Source organism: Flavobacteriales bacterium (assembly GCA_026129465.1).
Classification (GTDB): domain Bacteria; phylum Bacteroidota; class Bacteroidia; order Flavobacteriales_F; family PHOS-HE28; genus PHOS-HE28.
Genome location: JAHCIA010000001.1, coordinates 1,992,365 through 2,005,231 on the forward strand (window position 1 = coordinate 1,992,365; position 12,867 = coordinate 2,005,231).

Consider the following 12,867-nt stretch of genomic DNA (forward strand, 5'->3'; position numbering starts at 1 on the left):
CGAAGGGCCCCGGAAAACCGGAGCCCCTCGCTTGCCCTATCGATCAGATCACTGACCAAAACCCGGGTGCTTGAACGGGTGCCCACAGGGAAGGTTACGGGGCGTCTGCCGGGAACGCTTCCACGTGCCAACCGGCATGGTTCCGCACGTTCAGCACCCGACCATCCTCCCAGATGAGGTACTGGCCCTTGGCCCCCAGCAGCCGGCCCGTGATCTCCGGCGCCTTCTCCAGCTTCACGCTGGCGACCTTGGGCGGCCAGGCCAGCACCGGATAGCTCAAGGTCACCGGCGAGGCATCCTCCACCAGGTATTCGCGCAGGTCATGCCGCAACAAGGGGAACAGGCGATCCCTTGCGACCAGCAGCGGTGCCGGATCGGGTTCCACGGCACGAAGCATGGCCCGCCAATCGGTGCGGTCCGCGAAATGGCGCTTCAGGTCCACTTCGATGAGGCCAGCGAGTTGGCGATAGGGCGTGCGCGCCACCACCAGGGCGGCGGCGGCTCCCTGGTCTATCCAGCGCACCGGCAGCTGTGTGGCGCGTGTGACACCCACTTTGATCCCGCCCGTCCAACTCATGTACACCACATGCTCGGTGGCATGATGGGCGCGTTCCCAATCCGGATCGCGACCCTCGCCCAAGTGGGCCTTGCACAATTCCGGCCGCACGATGCATTCAGCGGCCTCCGGCGCATCGCGCAGGCACGGGTAGCAGAACCCCTGGCCGTAGAACTTCTTCACCCGCTTCCCGCAGGAAACGCAGGTCAGCAGACCCGTGGCGCGCAGGGTGAAGGCCCGGCCAAGCAGCCCATCGATCCATAACCCCTCACCGGCCGGGAGGAGGTAGCGCACCCGTCCATTGTCCAGCGTAGCGGTCATCTTCAGCAGGGGCGTGCCTTCGGTCATGGGCGGCGGTGACTATCTTTTCGGCTGGAAGTTAGCGTGCCATCTTCGCCCACCCGATCCACGCGCCATGCCCTTCAACACCCTGTTCGGTTTTCTCATCCGCAAGCGGCTGCAGCAGATCGATCTGTTCCGCGAGCACCCCCGCTTGGCGCAGTTGGAGGTGTTCCACTATCTGGTGCGTACCGCATGTTATACCAGTTGGGGCCGGCGCCATGATTATTCCACCATCACCGACCCACAGGTCTTCCGCGAACGCTTACCGATCCAGGATTACGAGGACGTGAAGCCCTGGGTGGAACGCTTGCGCAAAGGCGAACAGAACCTCCTATGGCCCACGGACATCCGCTGGTTCGCCAAGAGCAGCGGCACCACCAGCGCCCGCAGCAAGTTCATACCCGTGAGCCTGGAAGCGTTGGAGGACTGCCACTACAAGGGCGGCAAGGACCTGGTGGCGCTGCACTACCAGCAGTTCCCGGAAAGCAAGCTCTACCAAGGCATGGCGCTGGTGGTGGGCGGCAGCAGCACCATCGAGCGCTTGCGCCCGGACGCCTATAGTGGCGACCTCTCGGCCATCATCATCCGCAACCTGCCCATCTGGGTCGAGTTGCGTCGCACCCCGGTGATCGAGACGGCGCTGCTGGACGATTGGGAGGAGAAGATCGAGAAGATGGCGCGCGAGACCATGCGCGAGGACGTGCGTTGCATCGCCGGGGTACCATCGTGGACGCTGGTGCTACTGAAACGCATCCTGGAGATCAGCGGCAAGCGCGACATCCTGGAAGTATGGCCCAACCTCGAACTCTTCATGCACGGCGGGGTCAGCTTCAGGCCCTATCGCGCGCAGTTCGAAGCGCTCATCCCCTCGCCCACCATGAACTACCTGGAGAGCTACAACGCCTCCGAGGGTTTCTTCGCCGTGCAGGACCGCCGGGGTGCCGACGACATGTTGCTGATGCTCGACTACGGCATCTTCTATGAATTCATGCCCCTCGAGGAGGTCGGCCGGGCGAACCCGCGCACCTTGCTGCTGGACGAGGTGGAGGAGGGCGGCAACTACGCGCTGGTGATCAGCACCAATGGCGGATTGTGGCGTTACATGCCCGGCGACACCGTGCGTTTCACCAGCGTGAAGCCCTACCGCATCCAGGTGAGTGGCCGCACGCGCAGCTTCATCAACGCCTTCGGCGAGGAGCTCATCGTGGACAACGCCGACCGGGCGATCGAAGCGGCATGCCGCGCCACCGGTGCCGTGGTGAACGAATACACGGCCGGGCCGGTGTACATGGATGGCGGCGCGCGCGGCGGACATGAATGGGCCATCGAGTTCGAGCGTGCACCGGCCGATCTGGACGGCTTCATCCAGGCCTTGGACAAGGAACTGCGCACGCTGAACAGCGACTACGACGCCAAGCGGCGGGGCGACATGGCCCTGCGGCCACCCGTGGTGCACAAGTTGCCGATCGGCACGTTCCATGCGTGGATGAAGGAGCGTGGCAAACTCGGCGGCCAGCACAAGGTGCCACGCCTCAGCAACGACCGCAGCTACCTCGAAGCCATCCTCGCACCCTCCACCACATGAGGTGTACGATAGCGCGACTCGCCTTCATCCCCTGGGCCGCAACGGCCCTGGGCCAGACCACGGCGGACGGCTGGACCATCCCTGGGCGCTTCGATCTGATCACCACCGATGAGATGGGCCATGTCTATGCGCTCCAAGGGGATGAACTCATCCTCTTCGATACGCAAGGCCAGGAGCGGCTGCGCAACAGCGTGAAGACCTTCGGCCGCATAGCCGTCATCGATGCCTTCTACTCGTTCAAGCCGATGGTCTTCTCCCCGGGGCAGGGCCAGCTGGCCGTGCTGGACAACACCCTGGCCGTGCAGGGCAGCATCATCCACCTTCCGCGCAACGGCTTCCCGCAGGTGGTGCTCGTGTGCATGAGCGTGCAGAACGGCTTCTGGCTGTTCGATGAGCGCGACCTACAGGCCATCCGGGTGGACGCGCAGCTGAGGCGGCATGCCGACACCGGCCGGCTGGACCAGTTGCTGGGCTTCACGCCGAAGCCTGTCGCCATGCAGGAATACGACAGCCGGCTGTACATGAACGACCCGAAGGAGGGCATCCTGGTCTTCGATCTTTTCGGCACCTACGTGCGCACCATCCCCATCCGGGGCGCCACGCGTTTCGAGGTGCGCGGCCACACCATCGTGTACGTCGCGGAAGGGCGGCCCTGGGCCTACGACATGCGCGACTTCACCACCACGCCACTCGAACTTGGCGCGAAGCACCTGATCGACGTGCGCGTGGAGCGTGGGCTGGTGTATCTGCACGAAGCGGAACGGATCCGTGTGCTGCGCTGGCCACGCACGCCGTGACCGCACGATTTTTCCACAAGCCACGCGGCTTCGCCACGGTGCCGGTATCTTCGTCCGCATCCTTCGCATCCCGCACCTTCCACGCCCATCGCACCATGCACATCGCCATCGCAGGCAACATCGGCTCCGGCAAGACCACCCTCACACAATTGCTGGCCAAGCACTACAAGTGGGACCAGTTGCAGGAGGCCGTGGACAACAACCCCTACCTCTTCGACTTCTACAAGGACATGCAGCGCTGGAGCTTCAACCTCCAGATCTTCTTCCTCAACTCGCGCTTCGAGCAGCTGCTGGAGATCCGCAGCAGCGGCCGCAATGTGATCCAGGACCGCACCATCTACGAGGACGCCTTCATCTTCGCGCCCAACCTGCACGCCATGGGGCTGATGACCACGCGCGACTTCGAGAACTACTTCCGCCTGTTCCAGAACATGGACAACGCGATCACGCCGCCGGACCTGCTGATCTACCTGCAGGCGCCCGTGGAAAAACTGGTGAAGCAGATCTCCGAACGCGGCCGCGAGTACGAGAACTCCATCAGCATCGACTACCTCAAGCGGCTGAACGAGCGCTATGAGGCGTGGATCCAGACCTACGACAAGGGCAAGCTGCTGATCGTGGACGTGGAGGACAATTCCTTCCACAGCGACCCCGAGGACCTGGGCACGATCATCCGCCGGATCGACGCGGAGATCCATGGGCTGTTCCCCGCCGAGGACAAGGCACCCCGTGCCGCGAAGAGCGCCAAGCCCGCGAAGCCCACGGCTCCAGCACAGAAGAAGAAGGTACTGGCCAAGGCGCGCTGACGTAGGGTCCGTGACCAGAACGAAGAAGCCCCGTCGCACACGACGGGGCTTCTTCGTTGGGTATGATGGGTGCTATCAGAAACGATCGGCGAGGTCCAGTGCATCGGCGTCCACCTGCGCCGTGGCTTCCACCTCGATCGCCTGTGGCACTTCGCCATGCCCGCGATGGTCCGCATTGATGTGCGGGGCTATGATCAGCGCCACGATGCTGGTGAGCTTGATGAGGATGTTCATCGAGGGGCCGCTCGTGTCCTTGAAGGGATCGCCCACAGTGTCACCGGTCACGGCCGCCTTGTGCGGATCGCTGCCCTTCTTGTAGGTCTGGCCATCGATGGTCACACCTTTCTCGAAGCTCTTCTTGGCGTTGTCCCAAGCGCCGCCGGCGTTGTTCTGGAAGATGCCCATGAGCACGCCGCTCACGGTGATCCCTGCCAGCAGGCCACCAAGGGGCTCCGGACCGAAGGCGAAGCCCACGATGATGGGACTCAACAGCGCCAGTGCCCCCGGCGCGATCATCTCCCTGATGCTGGCCTTGGTGCTGATCTCCACGCACTTCTCATACTCCGGCTGGGCGGTGCCCTCCATGATGCCGGGGATCTCGCGGAACTGGCGGCGAACCTCCTTCACCATGTCCATGGCGGCCTTGCCCACGGCGTTGATCGCCAGCGAGCTGAAGAGGAAGGGGATCATGGCACCCACGAAGAGCATGGCCAGCACGGGCGCCTTGTAGATGTCGATGGCGGTGATGCCCGCCAGGCCCACGTAAGCCGCGAAGAGCGCCAGCGCGGTGAGCGCCGCCGAAGCGATGGCGAAGCCCTTGCCGGTGGCGGCGGTGGTGTTGCCCGTGGCATCGAGGATGTCGGTGCGCTCACGCACCTCCTTGGGCAGGCCACTCATCTCGGCGATGCCGCCCGCATTATCGGCGATGGGGCCGAAGGCATCGATCGCCAGCTGCATGGCGGTGGTGGCCATCATGCCCGCGGCGGCTATGGCCACACCGTAGAGACCGGCGAGTTCGAAGGCGCCGAAGATGCCCGCCGCGAGCACCAGGATCGGCAGGAAGGTGCTCTGCATGCCCACGGCCAGACCACCGATGACGTTGGTGGCGTGGCCCGTGCCGCTCTTCTGCACGATGCTGTCCACCGGCTTGCGGCCCATGCTGGTGTAGTACTCGGTGATGTAGCTCATCAGGAAGCCCACTACCAGACCAAGCACGATCGCCCAGAACACATTCATGCGGGCGATCTCCAGTACCACCTCACCGCGCTGGAAACTCATGGTCTCCGGCATCATCCACATGATGAGGAAATAACTGGCGATGGCCGTGAGCACGATGCTGCCGATGTTGCCCTTGTTGAGGGCGGCCATCACGCTGTCGGTGTCCTTGGCGATGCGCACGAAGAAGGTGCCCACGATGGAGAAGAGCAGGCCCATGCCGGCGATGACCATGGGCAGCAGGATGGGAGAAAGTCCGTTGAAATTGTCGCCGCTGGCGATCACCTCGCGGCCCAGCACCATGGTGGCGAGGATGGTGGCCACGTAACTGCCGAAGAGGTCGGCGCCCATGCCGGCCACATCGCCCACGTTGTCGCCCACGTTGTCGGCCACGGTGGCCGGGTTGCGCGGATCGTCCTCCGGGATGCCCGCCTCCACCTTGCCCACCAGGTCGGCGCCCACGTCGGCGGCCTTGGTGTAGATGCCACCGCCCACGCGGGCGAAGAGCGCGATGCTCTCGGCGCCGAGGCTGAATCCGGCGAGCACCTCCAGGGCGGTCATCATCTGCTCACCATTGGCATTGCCGTCGGTGACGTACATCGAGAAGAAGAGGATGAAGAGCGAGCTGATCCCCATCACGGCGAGGCCGGCCACGCCGAGGCCCATCACGGTGCCGCCGTTGAAGCTCACGCGCAGGGCCTGGGCCAGGCTGCTGCGCGCGGCCTGCGTGGTGCGCACGTTGGCCTTGGTGGCGATGTTCATCCCTATCCAGCCCGCGAAGGCGCTGAAGAAGGCGCCGATGAGGAAGGCGACGGCGATCACCCAATCGCTGTGCTCCACGAGGGTGCCGCTCCAAGCGAGCAGCACGGCGGCGATCACGGCGAACACGCCGAGCACTTTCCATTCGGCGCGGAGGAAGGCGCTGGCGCCGCGGGCGATGTAGCCGGCCAGTTCCTGCATGTTCTTCTCACCGGGATCCTGCTTGGTCACCCACATCGCCTTGCCTACCATCACCAGCAGGCCGATCAATCCCATCAGCGGGATGAAGTACATCAGTTCCATCGTTGTGTGTTCCTTGTGTTAATCCCTTGTTTTTCAGGGGAAAATGAATGCGCTTCGCCTTGCAAGGCGGCAAAAATAGGTTTTCGAAGGTTGTGGGTTGAGGGGGGCCGTCCGCTGGCAGCCTGGATGGCGGTGGAAGGTTGGCCAGATCGCCGCTCGCCGCCTTCAACCAGCGCTGGCTTGTGCGTGGTCTCTTCCTATCAACTTCCAACGACCCCCAGCTTCTACTTCACCAGGTACATCACCTCCTTCACCGCCCGCACCACCTTGGGCACGTTGGGCAGGCTGGCCTCGATGAGGTTGGGCGCGAAGGGCAGCGGCGTGTCCGCCTGGTTGATGCGCAGCACCGGGGCGTCCAGGTGGTCGAAGGCGTCCTTCTGCACGCGGAAGGCCACCTCACTGGAGACACTGCCGAAGGGCCAGTTCTCATCCACCACCACCAGGCGGTTGGTCTTCATCACACTGCGGAGAATGGTCTCGTGGTCCAACGGGCGGATGGTGCGCAGGTCGATCACTTCAGCGTTGATGCCCTCCTTGGCGAGCTCCTCGGCCGCGCCCAGGGCCACCTTCATCATCTTGTTGAAGGAGACGATCGTCACGTCCTTCCCTTCACGCTTGATGTCGGCCTTGCCGATGGGGAGCAGGTACTCGCCGTCGGGGATCTCGCCCTTGTCGCCGTACATCCGCTCGCTCTCCATGAAAAGCACGGGGTCGTCGTCGCGGATGGCGGCCTTCAGCAGTCCCTTGGCATCGTAGGGGTTGCTGGGGCTGATGACCTTGAGGCCGGGGATGTTGGCGTACATGGCATCGAAGCTCTGGCTGTGCGTGGCGGCCAGTTGTCCGGCGCTGCCATTGCCACCGCGGAACACGATGGGGACGTGGAACTGGCCCCCGCTCATCTGCAGCATCTTGGCCGCGTGGTTGATGATCTGGTCGGCCGCCAGAATGGCGAAGTTCCAGGTCATGAATTCGATGATGGGGCGCAGGCCGTTCATGGCGGCTCCCACGCCGATGGCGGTGAAGCCCAGTTCGGCGATCGGTGTGTCGATCACGCGCTTCTCGCCGAACTCCGCCAGCATGCCCTTGCTCACCTTGTAGGCGCCGTCATACTCGGCCACCTCCTCGCCCATGAGGAACACATTGGGGTCGCGGCGCATCTCCTCGGACATCGCCTCGCAGAGGGCCTCGCGGAACTGTACAGTGCGCATGGTGTGCTTCGGAATGGGCCTGCCGGCGGCAGGCAGGCGCCAAAGGTAGGCGAGCCCGCCCGTGTCATAGCGTGTCCAGTTCGTCGCGCTTGCTGTGGGTCCGCACCACGCGGCCGGCTTCCATCACCACCTCCTGCTTCACCACTTGCACCGCTTCTGGCGTGGGAAGGATGGGCCTGCCATGCTCGCGGGCCCACACGTAGATGAACTCCGCCCCCAGAAAGAAGATCTGCGAGCTGTAGTACACCCACAGGAGCAGGGACATCAGGCTGGCCGCCGCGCCGAATGCGGAGGCGGGGTTGGAGAACTGGAAGTAGAAGGTGAGCGCGTACTTGCCCACGATGAAGAGCAAGGTGGTGAGGATCGCACCAGGGACCACATCGCGCCAGGTGACCCTCGCATCGGGCAGGTACTTGAACAGCGCGGCGAACACGCCCACGGTCATGAGCAACGATACACCGTTGGAGACGGCCACCACGAAAACACCCGCCGCACCGGGCAACAGTTCGGCGATCTTGCCCGCGAAGCCCGTGACCAGGGCGCTCAACAGGAAACTCACCACCATGAGGAAGCCCATGCCCAGCACGAAGGAGAAGGACAACAGGCGCGCGAAGAGCAGGCCCAGGATGGTGCTCTTGGGCCTGGGTTGGATCTCCCAGATCCGATTGAGGGAGATCTTCAGCGCATTGAACACGCCGGTGGCACCCAGGATGAGTGTCACCAACCCCACCACGGTGGCCACAATGCCCTGGCCACTTTCGTAAGCGTTGCCCAACAGCCCCTGGAGGGCCTTGGCGGTGTCCTCGCCCACGAATTCGGTGAGCCGATCGAACAACTGCCCTTCGGCGGCCGCCGGTCCGGCCAGCAGCCCCGCCACGGCGATCACCACCACCAACATGGGCATGATGGAGAATATGGTGTAGAAGGCCAGTGCCGCTCCGAGGTCCAGTGTATCGTCCTCCAGATAGGCCTTGAATAGCATGCGGATGAAGCGCCAGATGCGCCGTACCCGACCGAACAGCCAACCCAGCAAGGGGATACCGGGCACGCCACCGCCTTCGTTCCTTCCACACTCCATGGGCCGCCAAAATAGCGTGGGCCTTCGCGCGAGCGCCTGACCGAACTCAACCCGCTGACCGGGACCTTCCTTGAACCGCACCCGGGGCTAACTTCGCCGCCCCATCCACTGGATCGTATGACGAACAAGGTCATGCGTGCAACGTTCCCCGATCGATGAAGATCCTCGTCCTTCTCAGCCAGGTGCCGGACACCACGGCCCGCATCGCCTTCACCAACAACGACACCCAGTACGACGCCAATGGGGTCACCTTCATCGTGAATCCCTACGATGAGTGGTATGCCCTGGTGCGGGCACTGGAATTGAAGGAAGCCGCTGGCAGTGGCAGCGTCACCACCATCACCGTGGGCGGCGCCGACACCGACGCCACCATCCGCAAGGGCCTGGCCATCGGCGCCGACGAGGCCGTGCGGGTGGATGCCCAGCCCACCGACGCCATGCAGGTGGCCCAGCAGGTGGCGGCCTATGCGAAGGACAAGGGCTTCGATCTGGTCCTGGCCGGCAAGGAGACCATTGACCACAACGGCGGCCAGGTGGGGGCCATGACGGCCGAACTGCTGGACCTCCCTTATGTGCCCTTGGCCAGCAAGCTGGAGGTGGCCGGCGATACCGCCACCGTGGAGCGCGATGTGCCCGGCGGCGTGGAGGTGCTGGAGGTGAAGCTGCCCATGGTCCTTGGTGCCGCCAAGGGCATGGCCGAGCAGCGCATCCCCAACATGCGCGGCATCATGGCCGCCCGCACCAAGCCTTTGAACGTGGTGCCCCCCGTGGAAGCCGCCGAGGTGGCCCGCACCGTGAAATTCGAGCTGCCCCCACCCAAGGGTGCCGTGAAAATGATCCCCGCCGAGGAAGCTGGCAAGCTGATCGAACTGCTGCACACCGAAGCGAAAGTGATCTGATCAGGACATGTGGTTCCCAGTTGTTGGTTCTCAGTTGTCGGTGCTATACGAGAGGCGGGCTTCTGCGAACTGGATCGACTGACAACGGACAACGGACAACGATCAACAGACAACTGACAACTGAGCATGAGCACCATCGTATTCATCGACACCCGCGGAGAAAAACTCCCCAAGGCGGCACAGGAAGCCGTGACCTACGCCAGCCAGCTCGCCGGCGGCAACGTGACCGCCGTGACCTTCGGTGATGCACAGGGTCTGGAGGCCTTGGGCGCGAACGGGGCGGGCAAGGTCATCGTGGCCCGCGGCGTGAAGGCTGTGGACGGACAGCAGCTGACCAAGCTGGTGTGCGATGTGGCCGGCAAGGAGGGCGCCAACACCATCGTTTGCGTGCATGACGCCACCGGCCGCGCCGTGGCCCCGCGCGTGGCCGCGCGCCTCAAAGCCGGGCATGTGGCCGGGGTGACCGCACTCCCCGAGGACGGCAGGTTCCGCCGCAACGTGTTCAGTGGCAAGGCCCGCGCCTGGGTGGAGGTGACCAGCCCCGTGAAGGTGCTGAGCATGATGCCCAACAGCATCGCCATCGGCAAGGGCGAAGGCACGGCCACCGTGGAGGAATACACCGGCGACCTCGGCCGCGCGCGTATCACGGTGAAGGAGTTGCGCAAAGCCGGCAGCGGCATCCCCCTGCCGGAAGCTGAACTGGTGGTGAGCGCCGGCCGAGGCCTGAAGGGACCCGAGAATTGGGGGCCGGTGGAGGAGCTCGCCAAGGAGCTGGGTGCCGCCACGGCCTGCAGCCGCCCGGTGGCCGACATGCACTGGCGCCCGCACCACGAGCACGTGGGGCAGACCGGCGTGGCCATCCGCCCCAACCTCTACATCGCCATCGGTATCAGCGGCGCCATCCAGCACCTGGCCGGGGTGAACCAGAGCAAGGTGATCTGCGTGATCAACAACGACCCCGAGGCCCCCTTCTTCAAGGCCGCCGACTATGGCATCGTGGGCGACGCCTTCCAGGTCCTGCCCAAGCTGGTGGAGGCGGCGAAGAAGTTGAATGCCGAGCGTTAGTTGTCAGTTGTCGGTTGTCAGAAGTTGCGGTCGGTAAGGTGGGTGCGTTGATGTCGGCGTAGTGCGGTCCACAGGCCACCGGCATTTGTCGGGACCTCAACGGCGAGCGTCCATCACCAGACAACTGACAACGGACAACCAACCCCTGACAACTGCTCCCCAACCCCTACCTTCACGGCCCGCCACGAAAAGCATGGAGAAGGTCGAGCTGCGCTTCCTGCGCATCACGTACAGCCACACGCACGCAGGGGCCTATGCCCTGATCCTCAGCGAAACGGAAGGCGACCGCCGCCTGCCCATCATCATCGGCGGGGTGGAGGCCCAGGCCATCGCCATCCAGGTGGAGAACATCAAGCCCGCCCGGCCCCTCACCCACGACCTGTTCAAGAACGTGGCCGAGACCCTTGGCTTCACGCTGAAGGAGGTCATCATCAACGACCTGGTGGAGGGGATCTTCCACGCCAAGCTGGTGGTGGAACAGGAGGGCCATGAGGTGGAGATCGACGCGCGGAGCAGCGACGCCATCGCCCTGGCCCTGCGCTTCGCCTGCCCCATCTTCACCTATGAGTTCATCCTTGGCGCCGCTGGCCTGAAGGTGGAGGAGGGTGAAGAGGCCGAGGAACAGGCCGCCCAGGAGAAGACCGACAAACAGCCCGCCTCCATGAGCGTGGAGGAACTGCAGACCCTGTTGCAGGAAGCGCTCGAGAACGAGGATTACGAGCGGGCCTCCAAGCTCCGCGACGAGATCAAGCGGCGGGAGCAGACGAATTAGTTGGCGGTTGGCAGTTGGCAGTTGGGTAGACCGCACAGACAACTGACAACCCCTTGGCCGGACCGAAGCTGTTGCCGACCTTGCCGCTCCAGCCGAGACCCCATGTCCCTGCGTCCGCTCCTCACGTTCGCTGCCCTATGGCCACTGTCCACCTTCGCGCAGGGTGGTGAAGTACCACTTCCGCTTTCCGGTCCGGGCATCGAGAGCATCCTGCGCGGTGCGCTGGGCATGGCCTGCCTCATCGCCATCGCCTGGCTCTTCAGCGCCAAACGCAGGCAGGTGAACTGGCGCGTGGTGGGCATTGGACTCACCATCCAGTTCGCCCTTGCGCTCAGCATCCTTTTCGTGCCTGGTGTGCAGGACGTGTTCGAGTTCGTGGGCAAGATCTTCGTGAAGGTGCTGGACTTCACGCGCATCGGCAGCGTGTTCCTCTTCCGCGACCTGATGGACGTGAACAGCTTCGGCTTCATCTTCGCCCTGCAGATCCTCCCCACCATCATCTTCTTCAGCGCGCTCACCAGCGTGCTCTTCTACCTGGGCATCATCCAAAAGGTGGTGTACGCGCTGGCCTGGGCGCTGAACAAGACCATGAAGCTCAGCGGTGCCGAAAGCCTAAGTACCGCCGGCAACATCTTCCTGGGCCAGACCGAAGCGCCGCTGATGGTGAAGGCCTACCTGGAGAAGATGAACCGCTCGGAGATCTTCCTGGTGATGACCGCCGGCATGGCCACCGTGGCGGGCGGCGTGCTCGCGGCCTACGTGGGTTTCCTCGGCGGTGACGACCCCGTGCTGCGCCTCTTCTTCGCCAAACACCTGCTCACCGCCAGCGTGATGGCCGCCCCAGGGGCCGTGGTGGTGGCCAAGATCCTGTACCCGCAGACCGAAACCGTGGACCAGCGCATGGAGGTGAGCGACGAGGTGGTGGGCAGCAACTTCCTCGATGCGCTGAGCAAGGGCACCACCGAGGGCCTGAAGCTGGCGGTGAACGTGGGTGCCATGCTGCTGGTGTTCTTCGCCTTCATCGCGCTGTTCAACTTCGTCTTCGTCAAGATCGGCGACTGGACGAGCCTGAACCCGCTGATCGCCTCGGCCACCAACGGCAACTACAAAGGCCTCACACTCGAGTTCATCCTGGGCCACCTCTTCGCACCGCTGATGTGGTTGATCGGTGTGGCCGGCGAAGACATCACCTTGGTCGGGCGCTTGGTGGGCGAAAAGGTCATCGCCAGCGAATTCGTGGGTTACGAAAGCCTGGCGCGACTGAAGGCCTCCAACGCCTTCGCCTACCAACGCAGCATCGTGATGGCCACCTACATGCTGTGCGGCTTCGCCAATTTCGCCAGCATCGGCATCCAGATCGGCGGCATCGGTTCGCTGGCGCCGGGCAAGCGGCAATGGCTCAGCGAATTCGGTTTCCGCGCGTTGTTGGGCGGCACGCTGGCGAGTCTGCTCAGCGCAACGATCGTGGGGATGTTGGTGTGA

11 protein-coding genes are annotated in these 12,867 nt (G+C 64.0%); 7 read left to right on the plus strand and 4 right to left on the minus strand.

Annotated elements, in window-relative coordinates; all coding sequences use genetic code 11:
* Positions 1-94: 94 nt before the first annotated feature.
* On the minus strand, positions 95-904 hold the full coding sequence (locus KIT10_08570) for a DUF2797 domain-containing protein (GenBank protein ID MCW5899311.1): 810 nt from the start codon (positions 902-904) through the stop codon (positions 95-97).
* Positions 905-971: 67 nt separating this feature from the next.
* Here KIT10_08570 and KIT10_08575 point away from each other — a divergent pair, with 67 nt between their 5' ends.
* From KIT10_08575 to KIT10_08585, 3 genes are all read left to right on the plus strand, one after another.
* Positions 972-2,483, plus strand: a complete 1,512-nt coding sequence (locus tag KIT10_08575) for a GH3 auxin-responsive promoter family protein (GenBank protein MCW5899312.1) — start codon at positions 972-974, stop codon at positions 2,481-2,483.
* The gene (locus KIT10_08580) at positions 2,480-3,280 is read left to right on the plus strand and encodes a hypothetical protein (GenBank protein ID MCW5899313.1); all 801 of its coding nucleotides are present in this window, start codon (positions 2,480-2,482) and stop codon (positions 3,278-3,280) included. The genes KIT10_08575 and KIT10_08580 overlap by 4 nt, the downstream gene beginning before the upstream one ends.
* A 95-nt stretch (positions 3,281-3,375) precedes the next feature.
* On the plus strand, positions 3,376-4,086 hold the full coding sequence (locus KIT10_08585; protein MCW5899314.1) for a deoxynucleoside kinase: 711 nt from the start codon (positions 3,376-3,378) through the stop codon (positions 4,084-4,086).
* Positions 4,087-4,161: 75 nt separating this feature from the next.
* Here the strand turns inward: KIT10_08585 and KIT10_08590 are convergent, their stop codons facing one another.
* The 3 genes from KIT10_08590 to KIT10_08600 all read right to left on the minus strand — a co-directional run bounded on the left by KIT10_08590 (position 4,162) and on the right by KIT10_08600 (position 8,649).
* A complete protein-coding gene (locus KIT10_08590; protein ID MCW5899315.1) occupies positions 4,162-6,363 on the minus strand; it encodes a sodium-translocating pyrophosphatase in 2,202 nt (733 codons plus the stop codon).
* Positions 6,364-6,587: 224 nt separating this feature from the next.
* Positions 6,588-7,571, minus strand: coding sequence for a pyruvate dehydrogenase complex E1 component subunit beta (locus KIT10_08595; protein MCW5899316.1), 984 nt, complete (start codon positions 7,569-7,571; stop codon positions 6,588-6,590).
* A 64-nt stretch (positions 7,572-7,635) separates the two neighbouring features.
* On the minus strand, positions 7,636-8,649 hold the full coding sequence (locus KIT10_08600; GenBank protein ID MCW5899317.1) for a YihY/virulence factor BrkB family protein: 1,014 nt from the start codon (positions 8,647-8,649) through the stop codon (positions 7,636-7,638).
* Positions 8,650-8,804: 155 nt separating this feature from the next.
* Here KIT10_08600 and KIT10_08605 point away from each other — a divergent pair, with 155 nt between their 5' ends.
* From KIT10_08605 to KIT10_08620, 4 genes are all read left to right on the plus strand, one after another.
* Positions 8,805-9,548, plus strand: coding sequence for an electron transfer flavoprotein subunit beta/FixA family protein (locus KIT10_08605; GenBank protein MCW5899318.1), 744 nt, complete (start codon positions 8,805-8,807; stop codon positions 9,546-9,548).
* Between the two features lie 126 nt (positions 9,549-9,674).
* Positions 9,675-10,613, plus strand: coding sequence for an electron transfer flavoprotein subunit alpha/FixB family protein (locus KIT10_08610; GenBank protein ID MCW5899319.1), 939 nt, complete (start codon positions 9,675-9,677; stop codon positions 10,611-10,613).
* 193 nt (positions 10,614-10,806) lie between these two features.
* Positions 10,807-11,385 (plus strand): bifunctional nuclease family protein, encoded by a 579-nt coding sequence (locus KIT10_08615; GenBank protein ID MCW5899320.1) that lies wholly within the window; start codon positions 10,807-10,809, stop codon positions 11,383-11,385.
* Between the two features lie 102 nt (positions 11,386-11,487).
* Complete coding sequence (locus KIT10_08620) at positions 11,488-12,867, plus strand: Na+ dependent nucleoside transporter (protein ID MCW5899321.1); 1,380 nt, start codon at positions 11,488-11,490, stop codon at positions 12,865-12,867.